Here is a 19,268-nt window from a genome sequence, read left to right on the forward strand (position 1 = left end):
CAACTCTTTTTGGCGACCTCACGAACATCGCCGAATTCTTTTACTTCTTCTCTGGGGCTTGAGGTACGTCAGCAGGAACAACTGCTGGCTTTTGCCCTTCGAGAACCGGTACATCATCTGCTGCCGGCTTTTGCTTCACTTCCAGTATTGCCGGGTCTGGCAAACCTACCTGAGTCAGCTGTTGAGCTTTCTCTTTAGCAAAGTAACCTAACCCCAAGCTGGTTATGAAAAAACATGCGGCGAGTATAGCAGTAAACTTACTGAGAAAGGTAGAGGTTCCTTGACCTCCGAAGACAGTATTTGATGCACCTGCTCCGAACGACGCACCAGCGTCCGCACCTTTACCCTGCTGCAGCAATACCAGAGCAACAACGCCCAGAGCGCCCAACAGGTGAAAAACGATTACGACTGTTTCCAGCATTTTTTCAGTTTCCCGCGGCGCGACAGATCGCACCGAACTCATCTGCATTCAGGGAAGCTCCACCAATGAGCCCCCCATCGATATCCGGCATGCTGAAGAGCTCGACCGCATTGGCCGCCTTCACGCTGCCGCCATAGAGAAGTCGCACGCCTTGTGCGACTTCGGCATTCTCTTTTGCAAGCTGCGCACGAATTGCTGCGTGCACTTCCTGCGCCTCTTGAGGCGAAGCCGTCAATCCGGTGCCAATGGCCCAGACCGGCTCGTAGGCAATAACGGCATTGATCAGCGCGCTGACGCCAAACTCGGCGATGACACTGTCCAACTGACGCCCTACAACTTCAAGCGTCTGCCCTGCCTTGCGCTCTTCCAGCGTTTCGCCTACGCAAAGCACAGGCGTCAGGCCGCTCGCCTGGATTGCTGCAAACTTCTTGTTGAGAACATCGTCCTGCTCGCCAATCAACTGACGACGCTCGGAGTGTCCGACAAGCACCAGCCTGCAACCTGCATCGGCCAGTTGAGTCGATGCTACCTCACCGGTCAGCGCACCCTGCTCAGCCTGAATGGCTGCATCCTGTGCGCCGACGATGATCGACGTTGCCTCAAGCCCCTCGATCACCTGATTGACAAACAGGCTCGAAGGCATGACGGCTATATCGACGGTGCCTGGCAGTACCTGCCTGCCCAAACCCTCGATCAGCTCAGCGACGCTGGCGCGGGTACCGTGCATTTTCCAGTTACCAGCTACCATTGGGCGACGCATGCTACACCTCGTGGGTCAAAGTGGGCGCAGATGTTACCCAACACTTCCGACACTGGCAAGCCGAAATCAGGCGCAAACTTCAGCAACCAGTTTTGCGAGTTCTTCGGCGTACGCCCTGACCTGCGTTTCATCCTCACCCTCGACCATTACGCGCACCAGCGGCTCGGTGCCCGATTTACGCAGCAGCACCCTGCCGCGGCCGGCCATCTGCTCGGTAACACGTGCGCAAGCCTCCTGGACCGAAGGATGCGAAACCGGGTCGACACCCGCCCCTGCGAAGCGCACATTGATCAGGATTTGCGGGCATTTGCGCAGTTTCAGACGGGCCTCGGCCAGACTGACATTACTGCGACGCAAGGCCAGTATCACCTGCAACGAGGCGATGATGGCATCTCCCGTAGTGGCGTGCTGGAAACATACGATATGCCCGGAGTTCTCTCCACCGATCTGCCAGTTACGCTCAAGCAGCTCGGCGATCACATAACGGTCACCGACGTTGGCGCGAACGAACGGGATATTCTGCTCGGCCAGAGCGAGCTCAAGTCCCAGATTGCTCATCAGCGTGCCGACAACGCCGCCCTGCAGGCGACCACGCTCGTGCAGGTCACGGGCGATGATGTAAAGCAGCTCGTCGCCATCGACGATGGTCCCGGTGTGATCGACCATCAGTACACGGTCACCGTCTCCGTCGAAGCCGATGCCCATGTCGGCATGCTCTGCGAGCACTGCCGCCTGCAAGGCTTCCATGTGCGTGGAACCGCAGTTCTTGTTGATATTGAGCCCGTCAGGCTGTGCAGACAGCACCACAACCTGCGCGCCAAGCTCGCGAAAAACGTTAGGCGCAACCTTGTAGGTCGCACCGTGCGCGCAGTCGATCACGACCTTGAGGCCGGCAAAATCGGTACTGGTCGGCACACTGCTTTTGCAGAACTCGATGTAACGCCCGGCGGCATCGTTGATACGCGAAACCTTGCCAAGGTTTTCCGATTCAGCCACGGTCATGGGCGCATCGAGCAACTCTTCGATCATCATTTCGATCTCGTCAGGCAGCTTGGTGCCCTGTCCGGAGAAGAACTTGATGCCGTTGTCATAGTGCGGATTATGCGAGGCACTGATGACGATACCTGCTTCCGCGTGGAAGGTACGCGTCAGATAGGCGATGGCAGGCGTCGGCATCGGCCCCAGCAGGAGTACATCAGCGCCGGCCGCAGACAGCCCCGCCTCGAGAGCGGATTCGAACATGTAACCGGAGATACGCGTGTCCTTGCCGACGAGAATCCGGCAGGCGCCCATCTTGCGGAAGGCCATGCCTGCCGACCAACCCAGTTTAAGCATGAACTCGGGCGTGATCGGAAATTGCCCTACGCGACCACGAATGCCGTCGGTGCCAAAATATTTTCTGGTAGTCATGGATGCCCCACTGTTGTTATTCAGCTGCTTCGACAGCTGCGATCATGCGCACCACATCAGCCGTTTCGGCGACATCGTGCACACGTAGAATTCTTGCACCTTTGTTTATTGCCAGAGCAGCCAGAGCCAGACCACCGGACAAACGCTGGTCTACCGGACGGCCCAGCACAGCGCCGATCATGCTCTTGCGCGAAACACCCACCAGCAGCGGCCTGCCGAGCGCATGCAGCGCCTCCATGTGTTTGAACAAACTCAGATTGTGCTCCAGAGTCTTGGCAAAACCAAAGCCCGGATCAAAAATGACCTGTCGCTGAGCGATCCCCGCAGCAGCGCAGCAACTCATGCGTTCAAGCAGGAAAGCGCCAACCTCCCCCACCAGGTCTTCGTAGTGGGGGTCATCCTGCATGGTTCCCGGCTCACCCTGCATATGCATGAGACAGACAGGCAAACCGGTGCTTGCAGCCGCCTCAAGAGCGCCTGGGCGCTGCAGCGAGCGAACGTCGTTGATGAGCCCCGCCCCCAGACCAGCCGTCGCCAGCATGACCTCAGGGGTGGACGTATCCACAGAGATAATCACATCCAGTTCACGCGCGATGATCTCGACCACCGGAGCGACACGCTCGACTTCTTCCGAAGCGGAAACCGGACGTGCGCCCGGGCGAGTCGACTCGCCGCCAACGTCAATCAGCGTGGCACCCGCCAGTACCATCGCCTCGGCATGACGCAATGCTGCATCAAGCTGGCTATAGCGGCCACCATCCGAAAAGGAGTCTGGAGTTGCATTGAGGATACCCATCACATGCGTATGGGCCAAATCAAGAACCCGGTTGCCGCAAGGCAACCGGGTTGGGTACAGCGCAGATGTCATGTCAGACCTTAATGCTCGGCAGCAGGGCCGCCAATCGGAGTTTCCGGACGAGGGTCGGGCGTGATCGGAGTACCGTTAGTACCCGAACCACCACCCCAGTCACGCGGCTCACGCGGAGGACGACCTGTCATGATGTCGTCGATCTGGTCGGCATCGATGGTTTCGTACTTCATCAACGCATCGGCCATCGCTTCAAGCTTGTCGCGATTATCCGTCAGCAACTGCTTGGCGGTGCCGTAGCAGTGATCGATGATGCTGCGCACTTCCGAGTCGATCAACTTGGCGGTGTCGCCGGAAACGCTGGAGTTCTGGCTGCTGCCACGCCCCAGGTAACCCGCATCTTCGTCCTCGGAGTACATCAATGGGCCGAGCTTTTCAGACAGTCCCCATTTGGTCACCATGTTCCGGGCAATCTGGCTGGCACGCATGATGTCATTGGAGGCACCGGTGGTGACGCCATCGAAGCCCAGAGTCATCTCTTCTGCTATACGGCCACCGTAAAGCGAGCAGATCTGGCTGATCAATGCACGCTTGGACAGGCTGTAACGGTCTTCTTCAGGCAGGAACATGGTAACGCCCAAAGCGCGACCACGAGGGATGATCGAGACCTTGTAGACCGGATCATGCTCTGGCACGAGACGCCCGACGATAGCGTGACCCGCTTCGTGGTAAGCCGTGTTGCGTTTTTCCTTTTCGGACATGACCATCGATTTGCGCTCGGCGCCCATCATGATCTTGTCCTTGGCCAGTTCGAATTCCTTCATTTCTACAACGCGCTTGCCGGAGCGCGCAGCGAAAAGGGACGCTTCGTTGACCAGGTTGGCCAGATCCGCACCGGAGAAGCCCGGAGTACCGCGAGCAATAACGCCTGCGTTCACGTCTTCACCCATCGGAACCTTGCGCATGTGAACCTTGAGGATCTGCTCACGACCACGAATGTCAGGCAGACCTACAACCACCTGACGGTCGAAACGGCCAGGACGCAGCAGCGCAGGGTCAAGTACGTCAGGGCGGTTGGTTGCAGCAATGACGATAATGCCGTCATTCATTTCAAAACCGTCCATCTCGACCAGCAACTGGTTGAGAGTCTGCTCGCGCTCGTCGTGACCACCGCCCATGCCTGCGCCACGATGACGACCGACCGCATCGATTTCGTCGATGAAGATGATGCAGGGAGCGTGCTTCTTGGCTTGCTCGAACATGTCGCGGACGCGGCTTGCGCCGACACCTACGAACATCTCGACAAAGTCAGAGCCGGAAATGGTGAAGAACGGGACCTTGGCCTCGCCTGCGATGGCCTTGGCGATCAGCGTCTTACCGGTACCAGGAGGCCCGACCATCAGCACACCGCGTGGAATTCTGCCGCCCAGGCGCTGGAACTTGCCCGGATCGCGAAGGAACTCGACCAGCTCGCCAACTTCTTCCTTCGCTTCGTCGCAACCGGCAACGTCAGCCAGGGTCGTCTTGACCTGATCTTCGGATAACAGACGCGCCTTGCTCTTGCCGAAGCTCATCGGGCCGCCCTTGCCGCCCGCCCCGCCCTGCATCTGGCGCATGAAGAACATGAACACCGCGATGATCACCAGTATCGGGAAGCTGGCAACCAGCAATTGGGTCCAGATGCTCTGCTGCTCGGGCTGCTTGCCTTCGATCACGACGTTGTTGCTGACTAGATCGCCGATCAGGCCATTGTCCGGGATGTTCGGGCGGATGGTCTTGAAGGTATCGCCATCGCTGCGCTTGCCCGTGATGACGTAGCCGTCTACAGAAACCTTCTCGACCTTGCCATCCTTGACCTGCTGGATGAACTCGGAATAGTTGAGGTTCTGCGGCTCGTTAGGGCTGGAGAAGTTGTTCATCACCGTCACGAGGACAGCCGCGATGATCAACCACAGGATCAAATTCTTTGCCATATCGTTCAATTAGCTACCCTCTGAAGCAAGCTCCACGCAGCAAGCGTGCCTCGCATGATATTCACCGGCCTAACTTACTACAGAACCTACAGATACGGCAGACACCGTCTGTAACCCTTTGTGAAACTTTGACAACGCAATGTTCAGTCATGCTGCATCAGCAAAGCCATTTGAAAAAAGCTATCGCGCCGCATCAAAAACGCTCGATGCTGGCTGCACCGTCGATGCCGCGGAAGCCACGAGCCAGCAGGTATTGCTCGCGCGATCTGTCGCGGGACGACGAAGGCTTGCGCATCTGCACCTTGTCGAACAGCTTGCGAATATCCTTGTGGTAGACATCGAAGCCTTCACCCTGGAAGACCTTGATCAGAAAATCGCCACCGGGACGCAGTACCCGACCAGCAAGATCGAGCGCCAATTCGCAGAGAAACATCGCACGCGGCATATCTACAGCGCTCAATCCACTCATATTGGGGGCCATATCGGAAATCACAAGGTCTACTTGCGTATTACCGACCGCTTCCAGGATCTGCTCGAGAATCTTGTCCTCGGTGAAATCGCCCTGAATGAAGGTCACGTCCGGGATGCTGTCCATTTCCAGGATGTCGGAAGCGATCAGTCGACCTTGACCTCCGATCAGACGACTGGTCACCTGCGACCAGCCTCCCGGCGCAGCACCCAGGTCGATTACGGTCATGCCCGGACGGATGAGCTTGTCCTTTTCCTGGATCTCGAGCAGCTTGTAGCTGGCGCGCGAACGGTAGCCGTCCTTCTGCGCCATTTTGACGTACTTGTCGTCGAAGTGTTCTTTGAGCCAGTTATGGCTTGTCTTGGAACGGGCCACGGGGCACCTCAAAAATAAACGAGTCGTGATTAACTGGGCGGTCCCGGACTCGCTCGGGTAAACTGGCCGCCGCTTTTAAAAGATCAGACGCAGAGGTCAGATTATGCCGCTCACTCCAGAGCAGAAGAAACAATACAAATCCATTGGCCACCATCTGAAACCGGTATTGATCGTGGCTGACAATGGTTTGACTGAAGGTGTACTTGCAGAGCTTGAACGCGCACTGAGCGATCATGAGCTGATCAAGATCAAGCTCAACATCCTCGACCGCGAAAGCCGCCTGGGTGCCATTGCAGAACTGTGCAAGGCCGGTTCAGCGGATCTGGTACAGGTCATCGGCAAAATGGCGCTGATCTATCGCAAGAACCCAAAGGTAAACAAGCAACTGTCCAACGTCCACCGCGCGCACGGATAAAAACAGAAGTCAGGGCAGCGAAAAGCGTGCCCTGACTCTTTTTTGTCACTGACTGCGCCCGCCAGAGCGGGCGACAGGTTTCAGATATGACGCACTTCGATGATTTCGTACTCGATAATGCCGCTAGGCGTTTTCACGACAACGACATCACCCTCTTCCTTGGCAATCAGGGCACGGGCGATGGGCGAGCCCACTGAAATCTTGCCCTTCTTGATATCCGCTTCGTCCTCACCAACGATCTGGTAGACAACGCTTTCGTCGGTTTCGACATTGGCAATTTCGACTGTCGTGCCAAAAATCACCTTGCCGGTGTGCGGAATAGTCGTGACGTCGATCACCACAGCATTCTGCATGCGACCTTCGATATCACGAATACGCGCCTCGACCATACCCTGCTGCTCGCGGGCAGCATGGTATTCGGCGTTTTCCTTCAGGTCGCCGAGTTCGCGCGCAGTACCGATGTCCTGGCTCAACTTGGGACGAATCACCTTCGCCAGGTGAGTCAGCTCTTCTTCCAGGGCGCGAGCGCCCTGAACGGTCATTGGGTATTTGATCATGCCTTCAATCCTGCATGGAGATCCTGCAAGCGACGTACGGTCTTCTCTGGACCGAACTTGAGCGCCTCACAGATCGCTTCGCCTGCTGCAATGGTAGTGGTGCAATAAATCTTGTGCTGCAAGGCATTGCGACGGATGGAGTAGGAATCAGCGATCGACTGGCGACCTTCGGTGGTGTTGATGATCAGGGTGACTTCGTCATTCTTGATCATATCGACCACATGCGGACGGCCTTCGGTCACTTTGTTGACGCGACGTACTTTCAGACCTGCCGCTTCTATCAGTTTGGCAGTGCCTGCGGTGGCAACGATTTCGAAACCCAGATTGATGAGGTCGCGAGCGACCGCTTCAACCAGTGGCTTGTCATCGTCACGCACGCTGATGAACGCAGTGCCGCCGGTTGGCAGCACTTCGCTGGCACCCATCTGGGCCTTGGCGAACGCTTCACCGAAGGTATCGCCCACGCCCATCACTTCGCCGGTCGACTTCATTTCCGGGCCAAGGATCGGGTCAACGCCAGGGAATTTGGCGAACGGGAACACCGCCTCTTTCACGCTGTAGAAATTCGGGATGATTTCCTTGGTGAAGTTCAGCTCTTTCAAGGTTTTGCCGGCCATTACGCGGGCAGCGACCATCGCCAGGGAAACGCCGATGCACTTGGAAACGAATGGCACGGTGCGCGATGCACGCGGGTTGACTTCGATGACATAGATGTCTTCGCCCTGAAGTGCCAGCTGTACGTTCATCAGGCCGACAACGCCCAGCTCCAGAGCCATCTTCTTGACCTGCTCGCGCATCTCGTCCTGGATGTGGGCAGGCAGCGAGTACGGCGGCAGCGAGCATGCGGAGTCACCAGAGTGAACCCCGGCCTGTTCGATGTGCTGCATGATCGCGCCGATCACCACATCAGTACCGTCACAGACGGCATCGACGTCCATTTCGATGGCGCAGTTCAGGAAGTGATCCAGCAGCACGGGGCTGTCGTTGGACACCTGAACCGCTTCGCGCAGGTAACGCTTGAGTTCGTCTTCCTGGTAAACGATTTCCATCGCACGACCGCCCAGTACATAGGACGGACGCACCACCAGCGGATAACCGATCTTCGCTGCAGCACGAATGGCTTCGTCTTCGCTGCGCACGGTGGCGTTTGGCGGCTGACGCAGATTAAGGCGCTCGACCATCTGCTGGAAGCGCTCGCGGTCTTCGGCACGGTCGATGGCGTCAGGGCTGGTGCCGATGATCGGCACACCGGCGGCTTCCAGTGCGCGCGCCAGCTTCAGCGGCGTCTGGCCACCGTATTGAACGATCACGCCTTTCGGCTTCTCGACACGCACGATTTCCAGCACGTCTTCCAGAGTGACAGGCTCGAAGTACAGGCGATCGGAGGTGTCGTAATCGGTAGAGACGGTTTCCGGGTTGCAGTTGACCATGATGGCCTCGTACCCGTCCTCACGCAGCGCCAGAGCAGCATGTACACAGCAGTAATCGAACTCGATACCCTGACCGATGCGGTTAGGACCACCGCCGAGGATCATGATCTTGTCGCGCGTCGAAGGATTGGCTTCGCACTCTTCTTCGTACGTCGAGTACAGGTACGCGGTGTCGGTTGCAAACTCGGCGGCGCAGGTATCGACGCGCTTGTAGACCGGGAAGACATCCAGCTTGTGACGATGAGTGCGCAGGTTTTTCTCGGTAACGCCGACCAGCTTGGCCAGGCGCGCGTCAGAGAACCCTTTGCGCTTGAGGCGGAACATCAGGTCGCGATCGATTGCCGACAGACTCAGTGTCTTGACCTTTTCCTCGTCCTTGATGAGATCTTCGATCTGCACCAGGAACCAGGGGTCGATCATGTTCATGGCGAAGATGTCTTCAACCGACATGCCTGCGCGGAACGCGTCGGCGACGTACCAGATACGCTCGGCGCCTGGCACGGTCAGCTCACGCTTGAGCGTACTCATGCTTTCCGGGTGGCTCAGGTCCAGCTTCGGATCGAGACCGCAAACGCCGACTTCCAGACCGCGCAGCGCTTTCTGCAGGGATTCCTGGAAAGTACGGCCGATGGCCATGACTTCACCGACCGACTTCATCTGCGTGGTCAGGCGGGCATCGGCCTTGGCGAACTTCTCGAATGCGAAGCGCGGCAGCTTGGTGACGACATAGTCGATTGACGGCTCGAAAGAAGCGGGGGTCTTGCCGCCAGTGATTTCGTTCGACAGCTCGTCGAGGGTGTAACCCACTGCCAGTTTGGCAGCAACGCGGGCGATCGGGAAACCGGTCGCCTTGGAAGCCAGTGCCGAGGAGCGCGATACGCGCGGGTTCATCTCGATCACGACCATGCGGCCGGTGTCCGGGCAGATGCCGAACTGAACGTTGGAGCCGCCGGTTTCGACACCGATCTCGCGCAGCACTGCCAGCGAGGCATTACGCAGGATCTGGTATTCCTTGTCGGTCAGGGTCTGTGCCGGAGCAACCGTGATGGAGTCACCGGTGTGCACGCCCATCGGGTCGAAGTTTTCGATCGAGCAGACGATGATGCAGTTGTCCTTTTTGTCACGGACAACTTCCATTTCGTACTCTTTCCAGCCGATCAGCGATTCGTCGATCAGCAGTTCCTTGGTCGGCGACAGGTCCAGACCACGGGCGCAGATTTCTTCGAACTCTTCACGGTTGTACGCGATACCGCCGCCCGTACCACCCATGGTGAACGACGGACGAATGATGCAAGGGAAACCAAGTTTCTCAAGAACCGCGTTGGCCTCTTCCATGCTGTGCGCGATGCCGGAGCGCGGGCAGGCCAGGCCGATGGACTTCATGGCCTTGTCGAAACGCGAACGGTCTTCAGCCTTGTCGATGGTGTCGGCATTGGCACCGATCATCTCGACGCCGAACTTCTCCAGAACGCCTTCACGCTCCAGATCCAGTGCGCAGTTCAGCGCCGTCTGGCCGCCCATGGTCGGCAGCAGTGCGTCCGGACGCTCTTTTTCGATGATCTTGGCAACGGTCTGCCATTTGATAGGCTCGATGTAGGTGGCGTCGGCCATGGCCGGGTCGGTCATGATGGTGGCCGGGTTGGAGTTCACCAGGATGACGCGGTAACCCTCCTCACGCAGAGCCTTGCAGGCCTGGGCGCCGGAGTAGTCGAATTCACAGGCCTGGCCGATCACGATGGGGCCGGCGCCGAGAATCAGGATGCTTTTAATATCTGTACGTTTTGGCATGGGTTGTCACTCAAATCCGCAGGTCAGTCGGCAAGCCGTCTTGAACATTTGTCTGAGGTGGCCTGGGCGGCAGCGACCGGACACCGAGTCCGGGGCCGCCCTGGGCACCTGCGTATTACAGTCTCAAGGCAACCGGTCAGCGGCGCTTGGCCATGGCTTCGATAAAGCGATCGAACAAAGGCGCGACGTCGTTCGGGCCCGGACTCGCTTCAGGGTGACCCTGGAAGCTGAATGCGCTCTTGTCGGTCAGTTCGATACCCTGCAGGGTGCCGTCGAACAGCGACTTGTGGATGGCGCGAACGTTGCTCGGCAGGGTCGCTTCATCCACCGCAAAACCGTGGTTCTGGCTGGTGATCATGACCACACCGGTGTCCAGATCCTGGACCGGGTGGTTCGCACCGTGGTGGCCGTGGCCCATCTTCACGGTCTTGGCACCCGCGGCCAGCGCCAGCAACTGGTGGCCGAGGCAGATGCCGAACACCGGAATGTCGGTTTCCAGCACCTCCCTGATCGCCTTGATGGCGTAGTCGCACGGCTCCGGATCGCCTGGGCCGTTGGACAGGAAAACGCCGTCCGGCTTGTAGGCGAGCACTTCACTGGCAGGCATTTGTGCAGGCACCACGGTCACGCGGCAGCCGCGCTCGACCAGCATGCGCAGGATATTGACCTTGACGCCGTAATCGTAGGCGACCACGTGATAAGGCAACTCGGACGCGGCGATTTCAGGGTGGCTGTCGGTTTTCAGATCCCAGACGCTGGAACGCCACTCGTAGGTGTCCTTGGTGCAGACTTCCTTGGCCAGGTCCATGCCCTTGAGGCCCGGGAAGCTGCGAGCAGCGGCGATGGCTGCCTCTTCGGTGATGTTATCGCCGGCCAGGATGCAGCCGTTCTGGGCGCCTTTCTCACGCAGAATGCGGGTCAGGCGACGCGTGTCGATGCCGGCGATGGCAACAACGTTATTGGCTTTCAGGTAATCACCGAGGGACAGCTTGTTACGCCAGTTGCTGGCTACCAGAGGCAGGTCGCGAATGACCAGGCCGGCGGACCAGACACGATCAGACTCTGCGTCTTCAGGGGTGGTGCCGGTGTTGCCGATATGCGGGTAAGTCAGGGTAACGATCTGCTGGGCGTAGGAAGGATCGGTAAGAATTTCCTGATAGCCTGTCATTGCGGTGTTGAACACCACCTCACCAACGGTCTGACCGTCGGCTCCAATGGCTTCGCCGCGAAAAATGCTGCCATCAGCAAGGGCGAGTATGGCTGGCTTAGTCAAGAAGACCTCCCGTAAATAAAACCTGAAAGGGCGATCGCAGGCTGCAAAAAAGCGGAATGACGTAGTTACGTCACCCCGCTTTCTTATGGAATCATCTGCGCGCTTTTAGTGGACACACTAAAGCTGTAGCTTACAGAAAAGGCCCTTTTTGGTCTACCACCAATGAGCCTGAAATGCGGGGAAATGCGACAGGACCACGAATGGCCCTGTATGAAATCAATGCAGACCCAACACATCCTGCATGTCGTAAAGCCCGGGAGCCTTGCCGTCGAGCCACATTGCAGCCCGTACGGCCCCCTTGGCAAAAGTCATGCGACTGGACGCCTTGTGGGTGATTTCGACCCGTTCTCCGTCCGCTGCAAACAGCACGGTATGGTCACCGACCACATCACCGGCACGAATGGTCGCGAAACCGATGGTCTGACGATCACGCGCGCCGGTCTGGCCTTCACGCCCGTAAACAGCAACCTTTTCCAGGTCGCGCCCCAGCGCACTGGCAACCACTTCACCCATGCGCAAGGCGGTACCGGAAGGCGCATCGACCTTGTGCCTGTGGTGCGCCTCGGTGATTTCGATATCGACCTCGTCACCCAGAACGCGGGCAGCGGTGTCCAGTAACTTCAGGCAAAGGTTTACACCGACGCTGAAATTGGCAGCAAACACGATCGGGATGTCTTTACCCGCCTCGACCAGACGCTGTTTCTCTTCAGCACTGAAACCCGTCGTTCCGATAATCATGGCCTTGCCGGCTTTGCGGCAGAACGCCAGATTTTTCAGTGTCACCGAGGGGTGAGTGAAATCGATCAACACGTCGAACTCGTCCGCCACTTTTGCCAGGTCACCCGACAATGGCACACCGATACGACCCAACGCAGCCAGCTCGCCCGCATCAGCACCCACCAGCGTGCTGTCAGGACGATCGACAGCGGCGGTCAAGCCGGCACCAGGTGCCTGCTGAACCGCTTCGATCAAGGTCTTGCCCATGCGCCCGGCGGCGCCCACTACAGCAATACGTCGCATGCCCTGCTCCCGTTGATAAACCTTACAGATCGCCGAAGAAACGCTTCACACCCTCGAACCAGCCACTGGCCTTGGGAGAGTGGGATTCGTCGCTTTCAAGCGATGTACGGAACTCTTCGAGCAATTCACGCTGACGCTTGCTCAGGTTGACCGGGGTCTCGACTGCAACGCGGCACATCAAGTCACCAGCACCACCGCCACGCACCGGAGCAACACCCTTGCCACGCAGGCGGAACTGCTTGCCGGTCTGAGTACCTTCGGGGATTTTCAGTTTGACGCGGCCGTCGAGCGTTGGCACTTCAAGCTCGCCACCCAATGCCGCATCGGTAAAGCTGATTGGCACTTCGCAGAACAGGTGCTTGCCGTCACGCTGGAAGATCGCGTGTTCGCGCACATTGATCACAACATACAGGTCGCCGGTCGGTCCACCCTGAGCACCCGCCTCGCCTTCGCCGGACAGGCGAATGCGGTCACCGGTATCGACACCTGGCGGCACTTTGACGGACAGCGTCTTGGACTCTTCGACACGACCTTCGCCGTGGCACGAATCGCACGGGTCGGAAATGATCTTGCCGTGACCGTGGCAACGCGGGCAGGTTTGCTGCACAGAGAAGAAACCCTGCTGCATGCGGACCTGACCAATACCACCACACGTAGGGCAGGTAACAGGCGATGAGCCCTTCTTGGCACCGCTGCCATCGCATGGCTTGCAGTTGACCAGCGTCGGAACGCGGATATTCACGTTAGTACCGCGAACCGCCTCTTCCAGATTCAGCTCCAGCGTATAACGCAAATCGCTGCCACGCTGGGCACCGCCACGACCGCCGCCGCCACCAGCACGGCCGCCGCCAAAGAAGTCACTGAACACATCGCCGAAGATATCGGAGAAGTTGGCACCACCGGCACCACCACCAAAACCACCGCCGCCACCCATGCTCGGGTCGACACCGGCATGACCATACTGATCGTAGGCAGCGCGCTTGCTGGCGTCGGACAGCACTTCGTAGGCCTCATTGGCCTCTTTGAACAGCTCTTCCGATGCTTTGTCATCAGGGTTGCGGTCAGGGTGATGCTTCATCGCCAGACGACGATAAGCCTTCTTCAGGTCCGCCTCGCTGGAGCCTCGCTCCACTCCCAACACTTCGTAATAATCACGCTTTGCCATAGTTCTTCCGCACTTTTGAGGACGTTTGGCGAAAGCTCTCCTGAGCCCCGCCAAACTCGTTGAGCCCCATACAGGCCCGGACCCAACTCACGTCGATTCAACGATCCTGGTCTTCGTTCAACGGCCAGATGAATCGGCCGAGAAAGCGGCAGAATGATTCGCCACGCAGGAGCGTCGCGATCTTGCCACGAGGCATGCGGAGCGACTCCACACGCCGAAATTTTTGCCTGTTCCAGACACGCCAACGCGGGAGCAAGCTCCCGCGCGGCGACATCCTACCAGTCAACGCTCGAAAGAGGTCAACCGGCGTTCAAGTGAGCCTGCGCTTACTTGTGGTCTTTCACTTCTTCGAACTCGGCATCGACAACGTCGTCAGCCTTGGCATTTTCTTCAGCCGGCTTGGCCGCTGCTTCAGGGTTTTCAGCCTGCTCGGCGTACATCTTCTGAGCAATTGGCGCGGAAACCTTCGACAGTTCTTCGACCTTGGCCTCAATGGCAGCCTTATCGTCGCCCTTGATAGCGGCTTCCAGCGCAACCAGTGCGGCCTCTACTGCGGTTTTCTCTTCAGCGGTGACCTTGTCGCCCGCATCAGCGATCATCTTGCGAGTCGAGTGGACCAGCGCATCACCCTGGTTACGGGCAGAGGCCAGCTCTTCGAACTTGCGATCTTCTTCGGAGTTGACTTCAGCATCGCGAACCATCTGCTGAATCTCGTCCTCGGACAGGCCGGAGTTGGCCTTGATCACGATGGACTGCTGCTTGCCGGTAGCCTTGTCTTTCGCGCCAACGTGCAGAATGCCGTTTGCGTCGATGTCGAAGGTCACTTCGATCTGTGGCACACCACGTGGAGCAGGTGGAATCTCGGCCAGGTCGAACTTGCCCAGAGACTTGTTCTGACCGGCTTGCTTACGCTCACCCTGCAGTACGTGAATGGTTACCGCGTTCTGGTTGTCATCGGCCGTCGAGAACACCTGGGATTTCTTGGTAGGAATCGTGGTGTTCTTCTCGATCAGCGCAGTCATCACGCCGCCCATGGTTTCGATACCCAGAGTCAGCGGGCTGACGTCGAGCAGCAGAACGTCTTTGACATCACCAGCCAACACGGCGCCCTGGATGGCAGCACCCATGGCAACGGCTTCGTCGGGGTTGACGTCTTTACGCGCTTCTTTACCGAAGAACTCGGTAACCAGCTTCTGAACCAGCGGCATACGCGTCTGGCCACCGACCAGAATCACGTCGTTGATCTTACTTCTGTCGATACCAGCATCTTTAAGCGCCATTTCGCACGGGGCGATGGTGCGCTGAACCAGGTCTTCAACCAGCGATTCCAGCTTGGAGCGCGAAATTTTCACGACCAGATGCTTTGGACCGGTTGCATCTGCAGTGATGTACGGCAGGTTGACTTCGGTCTGAGTGCTGGAAGACAACTCGATCTTGGCTTTTTCAGCAGCTTCTTTCAGACGCTGCATCGCCAACGGATCGCCCTTGAGGTTCATGCCGCTTTCTTTCTTGAATTCGTCGACGAAGTAGTCGATCAGACGAATATCAAAGTCTTCACCACCCAGGAAGGTGTCGCCGTTGGTGGCCAACACTTCGAACTGGTGCTCACCATCGACTTCGGCAATCTCGATGACCGACACGTCGAAAGTACCGCCACCCAGGTCATAAACGATGACGGTGTGGTCGCCCTTGGCCTTGTCCATACCGTAAGCCAGAGCGGCCGCGGTAGGCTCGTTGATGATGCGCTTGACGTCCAGACCGGCGATACGGCCAGCGTCCTTGGTTGCCTGACGCTGACTATCGTTGAAGTAGGCCGGAACGGTGATGACCGCTTCGGTAACCGCTTCACCGAGATAGTCTTCGGCGGTCTTTTTCATTTTCTTCAGGATTTCGGCGGAAATCTGAGGAGGCGCCATTTTCTGGCCATTCACTTCAACCCAGGCGTCACCGTTGTCAGCCTTGACGATCTTGTAAGGGACCATCTGGATGTCTTTCTGAACGACATCTTCTTCAAACTTGCGACCGATCAGACGCTTCACCGCATACAGCGTGTTGTGCGGGTTGGTAACGGCCTGACGCTTGGCGGACTGACCCACCAGAATCTCGCCATCGTTGGCATAAGCAATGATCGAAGGTGTGGTACGAGTACCTTCTGCGTTCTCGATAACCTTGACGTTACCGTTTTCCAGAATGGAGACGCAGGAGTTGGTAGTCCCCAGGTCGATACCGATAATTCTGCCCATCTTTGACTCTCCCGAAACTTGCAAAACTTGGATGTGGTTGCCGCCGGTGCGCTTACACCGTGCGGTAGCTCTTAAACGCTTGACCTTTAAATGGGGGCCTTACAGCTGATTTCAAGCCTGCTCGTTGATTGACGGCGTTGCAGGCGATGGTGCCTTGCTGACCACGACCATGGCCGGACGCAGCAGACGACCATTAAGCTGATAACCCTTCTGGAATACCTTGAGCACTGTATTGGGCTCGACGTCGGTACTTTCCTGCATGGCCATCGCCTGGTGCTGATCGGCACTGAACGGCTGGCCATGCGGATCGATGGCTTCCAGCTGATAACGCTTGAGGGTGTCCTGGAACATCTTCAAGGTCAGCTCGATGCCTTCACGCATGGGGCGAATGCTTTCATCGTCCGGACTGGACAGATCAAGGCCTCGCTCCAGGCTGTCGATGATCGGCAACAGATCACCGGCAAATTTTTCCAGCGCAAACTTGTGCGCTTTTTCAACATCCTGTTCGGCACGGCGGCGGACATTCTGCAGATCCGCAGCCACGCGAAGGGATTGGTCCTGCGCAGCAGCCAGTTGCTCTTCGAGCACCTGCACGCGGGTTGTCAGATCTTCACCCACGCCCGCCTCGGCAGCCTGATCCTGAGCCTGCGCATCCAGATTCTGTTCGTCAGCCATACATGTTCTCCTCTAAAAACGTCCGCGATCCCGATTCGCGCTTCTGCCCACCTATATGGGATCGGAATTTCCGGCTTCAAGGGTTTCATGCGATCGAGATACGCATTCCCTGACAAATAATCCGGATTCCAGGGCAGCGAAAAATTGCGACCTGACACAAGAGCGACTAAAAACTACTGCAAACCGATCAAATCGAGCTAAGCGAGGGCATTGTCAGAGACAAATAAAACACTGTATAAATAACCAGACAAACAGCCCGGGAGCCGCTCAATGCTGGTGCACCTTTCCGTACACAACTACGCCATTGTCGAACACCTTGACCTTGAACTGGATCGAGGCATGAGCGTCATCACTGGCGAAACCGGTGCCGGCAAGTCGATCATGCTCGACGCCCTGGGCCTCACGCTGGGCGACCGTGCCGACAGCGGCGTGGTCAGGCCGGGTGCCGACAAGGCCGACATCCTGGCCACCTTCGACCTGTGCGACATTCCCGAGGCTCAGACCTGGCTGAAAGAGCGCGATCTGGACAACGACGGTCCCTGCATCCTGCGCCGGGTGATTACTGCCGAAGGTCGTTCCCGCTCTTATATCAATGGCTCGCCCTGCCCTCAGGGTGACCTGAAAGCGCTGGGCGAACTGCTCATCGATATCCACAGCCAGCATGAGCATCAGTCGCTGCTCAAGACCGATACTCACCGGCGCCTGCTGGACGAATACGCAGGTGCGACCGATCTGGCCCGACAGGTACACCTCGCCGCGCAGCGCTGGCGGCAAACGCGTCAGGAGCTTGAGCGCCTTTCCAACTCAGGGGACGAGCAGCGCGCACGTCATCAGCTGTTGAGCTATCAGCTCGAAGAGCTTGAAAGCCTCAGCCTGGGCGAAAACGAGCTTGAACAGCTGGAACAGGAACACAAGGACCTGACCAACGCCGAAAGCCTCCTGAGCATTTGCCGACAGGTGGTCGAGCAGTGCAGTGAAAGCGATTCCGGCAATGTGCTCAATGCCCTGACCGCCAGCCTGCATCGGCTCGGCAGCGTAGACCACTCGCCATCCGCCCTGAGCGAGGCCACCGGCTTGCTGTCCAGCGCACAAATCCAGGTAGAAGAAGCCGTAGGCGAGCTGAACCGCTTTCTGGATCACTTCGATGCCGACCCGGCCAGGCTGCAACAACTCGAAGAGCGCCTTGATGCCATCTACACGCTGGCGCGCAAGCACCGCATCCAGCCAGGCGAAGTGGCGACGCTGCAACAAAAGCTGCTGGATGAAATAGAAACCCTGAATGCCAACGACGAATCCATCGAGCGCCTGCAACACGAAGTTCAGGCATTTGCCCGGCATTATCAGGACAAGGCCCGTGAGCTGAGCGACCTGCGCCGCAATTCGGCAACGACACTGGCCAGCGCTGTAGAGCAGGAAATCCATCGACTGGGCATGCCCGGCGGTCGCTTCCAGATCGACCTCAAAGCCAACGCCAGTGCAGAACCATCACCTCATGGCCTGGAGCAGGTAGAGCTACTGGTCAGTGCCAACCCCGGCCAACCCCTCAAGGCGCTGGCGAAAGTCGCGTCGGGTGGCGAACTGTCGCGTATCAGCCTTGCGATTCAGGTCATCACCGCACAAACCTCACGGGTACCGACGCTGGTATTCGATGAAGTCGATGTGGGTATCGGCGGGCCGACTGCCGAAATCGTAGGGCAATTGCTACGTCGCCTGGGCGAGCGCGGCCAGGTCATGACCGTCACTCACTTGCCACAGGTTGCGGCCCAGGGTCATCAACATCTGTTTGTGCACAAGGTAAGGGACAACGATGCAACGCGCACCGCAGTCTCCAAACTCAGCAAAACTGAACGTATAGAAGAAGTGGCTCGAATGCTGGGCGGCATCGACCTGACCAGGGAATCTCTGGCGCACGCCAAAAAGATGGTCGTTACGGCTAAAAGCTGAGTCCAGACCAGAAAGCTGAGTCATGGAAAGCACAAAGGCGACCCCGGGTCGCCTTTGTTGCTGGTTTTACGCCGTCTGGCTTACGCCTTCTTGTTGCGGACGTAAAGCACCAGATTGTGGTCCACCAGGTCGAAACCGTGTCTTTCGACAATGGCTTTTTGAAGCTTCTCGATCTCTTCGTCGAAGAACTCGATCACCTCGCCTGACTCCACGTTGACCATATGGTCGTGATGGCCGCCATCAGCCAGTTCAAACACAGCATGACCGCCGTCGAAATTGTGGCGCACCACCAATCCAGCAGCTTCAAACTGGGTCAGGACACGGTAAACCGTGGCCAGGCCGACGTCCTCGCTAGCCTCCATAAGCGCCTTGTAGACATCCTCGGCACTCATGTGGCGCTGCTCGGCAGAATCGAGCATTTGGAGTATTTTAACCCTTGGTAGGGTTACCTTGAGTCCTGCTTTACGTAGTTCGCTATTTTCAACCATGGTCAGCTTTCTCGCAGACGCTGCTTCGCAGCTTCTCTTAATGCAGGTATGATC

The 19,268-nt window shown here is 57.8% G+C and carries 16 protein-coding genes; 2 read left to right on the forward strand and 14 right to left on the reverse strand.

All coding sequences use genetic code 11. The annotated features are described in order from the left end of the window. Window positions 1-40 precede the first annotated feature (40 nt). The 6 genes from secG to rlmE all read right to left on the reverse strand — a co-directional run bounded on the left by secG (window position 41) and on the right by rlmE (window position 6,216). Window positions 41-421 carry a preprotein translocase subunit SecG gene (gene secG, locus ALO80_RS25245; RefSeq protein ID WP_055010953.1) on the reverse strand — a complete coding sequence of 127 codons (381 nt, stop codon included), beginning with the start codon at window positions 419-421 and terminating at the stop codon, window positions 41-43. 4 nt (window positions 422-425) lie between these two features. Beyond that, window positions 426-1,181 (reverse strand): triose-phosphate isomerase, encoded by a 756-nt coding sequence (gene tpiA, locus ALO80_RS25250; RefSeq protein ID WP_055010954.1) that lies wholly within the window; start codon window positions 1,179-1,181, stop codon window positions 426-428. Between the two features lie 66 nt (window positions 1,182-1,247). Beyond that, on the reverse strand, window positions 1,248-2,591 hold the full coding sequence (gene glmM / locus ALO80_RS25255) for a phosphoglucosamine mutase (protein ID WP_055010955.1): 1,344 nt from the start codon (window positions 2,589-2,591) through the stop codon (window positions 1,248-1,250). A gap of 16 nt (window positions 2,592-2,607) precedes the next feature. Then, window positions 2,608-3,459 carry a dihydropteroate synthase gene (gene folP / locus ALO80_RS25260; protein ID WP_055010956.1) on the reverse strand — a complete coding sequence of 284 codons (852 nt, stop codon included), beginning with the start codon at window positions 3,457-3,459 and terminating at the stop codon, window positions 2,608-2,610. A gap of 8 nt (window positions 3,460-3,467) precedes the next feature. Further along, on the reverse strand, window positions 3,468-5,372 hold the full coding sequence (gene ftsH, locus ALO80_RS25265) for an ATP-dependent zinc metalloprotease FtsH (RefSeq protein WP_055010957.1): 1,905 nt from the start codon (window positions 5,370-5,372) through the stop codon (window positions 3,468-3,470). 193 nt (window positions 5,373-5,565) lie between these two features. Further along, entirely contained in the window at window positions 5,566-6,216 is a 651-nt protein-coding gene (gene rlmE, locus ALO80_RS25270) for a 23S rRNA (uridine(2552)-2'-O)-methyltransferase RlmE (protein ID WP_004666214.1), read from the reverse strand. A gap of 103 nt (window positions 6,217-6,319) precedes the next feature. Between rlmE and ALO80_RS25275 the strand changes: the two genes are divergently transcribed. Next, entirely contained in the window at window positions 6,320-6,631 is a 312-nt protein-coding gene (locus ALO80_RS25275; protein WP_003340569.1) for a YhbY family RNA-binding protein, read from the forward strand. 80 nt (window positions 6,632-6,711) lie between these two features. On the opposite strand, the gene greA is transcribed toward ALO80_RS25275, so the two are convergent. From greA to grpE, 7 genes are all read right to left on the reverse strand, one after another. Continuing rightward, window positions 6,712-7,188 (reverse strand): transcription elongation factor GreA, encoded by a 477-nt coding sequence (greA, locus tag ALO80_RS25280; protein WP_055010958.1) that lies wholly within the window; start codon window positions 7,186-7,188, stop codon window positions 6,712-6,714. After that, window positions 7,185-10,406 carry a carbamoyl-phosphate synthase large subunit gene (gene carB / locus ALO80_RS25285; protein ID WP_055010959.1) on the reverse strand — a complete coding sequence of 1,074 codons (3,222 nt, stop codon included), beginning with the start codon at window positions 10,404-10,406 and terminating at the stop codon, window positions 7,185-7,187. The genes greA and carB overlap by 4 nt, the downstream gene beginning before the upstream one ends. Window positions 10,407-10,542: 136 nt before the next feature. Then, window positions 10,543-11,679 (reverse strand): glutamine-hydrolyzing carbamoyl-phosphate synthase small subunit, encoded by a 1,137-nt coding sequence (carA, locus tag ALO80_RS25290; protein ID WP_003418841.1) that lies wholly within the window; start codon window positions 11,677-11,679, stop codon window positions 10,543-10,545. Between the two features lie 216 nt (window positions 11,680-11,895). Continuing rightward, window positions 11,896-12,699 (reverse strand): 4-hydroxy-tetrahydrodipicolinate reductase, encoded by an 804-nt coding sequence (gene dapB / locus ALO80_RS25295; protein WP_054987351.1) that lies wholly within the window; start codon window positions 12,697-12,699, stop codon window positions 11,896-11,898. Between the two features lie 22 nt (window positions 12,700-12,721). Continuing rightward, the gene (gene dnaJ, locus ALO80_RS25300; protein ID WP_055006614.1) at window positions 12,722-13,864 is read right to left on the reverse strand and encodes a molecular chaperone DnaJ; all 1,143 of its coding nucleotides are present in this window, start codon (window positions 13,862-13,864) and stop codon (window positions 12,722-12,724) included. 326 nt (window positions 13,865-14,190) lie between these two features. After that, complete coding sequence (dnaK, locus tag ALO80_RS25305) at window positions 14,191-16,107, reverse strand: molecular chaperone DnaK (RefSeq protein ID WP_055010960.1); 1,917 nt, start codon at window positions 16,105-16,107, stop codon at window positions 14,191-14,193. Window positions 16,108-16,218: 111 nt separating this feature from the next. Next, complete coding sequence (gene grpE / locus ALO80_RS25310; RefSeq protein ID WP_054987348.1) at window positions 16,219-16,782, reverse strand: nucleotide exchange factor GrpE; 564 nt, start codon at window positions 16,780-16,782, stop codon at window positions 16,219-16,221. A 270-nt stretch (window positions 16,783-17,052) separates the two neighbouring features. Here grpE and recN point away from each other — a divergent pair, with 270 nt between their 5' ends. Next, entirely contained in the window at window positions 17,053-18,726 is a 1,674-nt protein-coding gene (gene recN, locus ALO80_RS25315; protein ID WP_055010961.1) for a DNA repair protein RecN, read from the forward strand. An 80-nt stretch (window positions 18,727-18,806) separates the two neighbouring features. On the opposite strand, the gene fur is transcribed toward recN, so the two are convergent. After that, window positions 18,807-19,214 (reverse strand): ferric iron uptake transcriptional regulator, encoded by a 408-nt coding sequence (fur, locus tag ALO80_RS25320; RefSeq protein WP_002555142.1) that lies wholly within the window; start codon window positions 19,212-19,214, stop codon window positions 18,807-18,809. Window positions 19,215-19,268 lie beyond the last annotated feature (54 nt).

Origin of the sequence: Pseudomonas caricapapayae (assembly GCF_001400735.1) — a bacterium.
Taxonomy (GTDB): domain Bacteria; phylum Pseudomonadota; class Gammaproteobacteria; order Pseudomonadales; family Pseudomonadaceae; genus Aquipseudomonas; species Aquipseudomonas caricapapayae.

Coding starts and splice junctions, on each gene's coding strand:
- secG (WP_055010953.1), bottom strand. CDS start 421: ATGCTGGAAACAGTCGTAATCGTTTTTCACCTGTTGGGCGCTCTGGGC.
- tpiA (WP_055010954.1), bottom strand. CDS start 1,181: ATGCGTCGCCCAATGGTAGCTGGTAACTGGAAAATGCACGGTACCCGC.
- glmM (WP_055010955.1), bottom strand. CDS start 2,591: ATGACTACCAGAAAATATTTTGGCACCGACGGCATTCGTGGTCGCGTA.
- folP (WP_055010956.1), bottom strand. CDS start 3,459: ATGACATCTGCGCTGTACCCAACCCGGTTGCCTTGCGGCAACCGGGTT.
- ftsH (WP_055010957.1), bottom strand. CDS start 5,372: ATGGCAAAGAATTTGATCCTGTGGTTGATCATCGCGGCTGTCCTCGTG.
- ALO80_RS25275 (WP_003340569.1), top strand. CDS start 6,320: ATGCCGCTCACTCCAGAGCAGAAGAAACAATACAAATCCATTGGCCAC.
- greA (WP_055010958.1), bottom strand. CDS start 7,188: ATGATCAAATACCCAATGACCGTTCAGGGCGCTCGCGCCCTGGAAGAA.
- carB (WP_055010959.1), bottom strand. CDS start 10,406: ATGCCAAAACGTACAGATATTAAAAGCATCCTGATTCTCGGCGCCGGC.
- dapB (WP_054987351.1), bottom strand. CDS start 12,699: ATGCGACGTATTGCTGTAGTGGGCGCCGCCGGGCGCATGGGCAAGACC.
- dnaJ (WP_055006614.1), bottom strand. CDS start 13,864: ATGGCAAAGCGTGATTATTACGAAGTGTTGGGAGTGGAGCGAGGCTCC.
- dnaK (WP_055010960.1), bottom strand. CDS start 16,107: ATGGGCAGAATTATCGGTATCGACCTGGGGACTACCAACTCCTGCGTC.
- grpE (WP_054987348.1), bottom strand. CDS start 16,782: ATGGCTGACGAACAGAATCTGGATGCGCAGGCTCAGGATCAGGCTGCC.
- recN (WP_055010961.1), top strand. CDS start 17,053: ATGCTGGTGCACCTTTCCGTACACAACTACGCCATTGTCGAACACCTT.
- fur (WP_002555142.1), bottom strand. CDS start 19,214: ATGGTTGAAAATAGCGAACTACGTAAAGCAGGACTCAAGGTAACCCTA.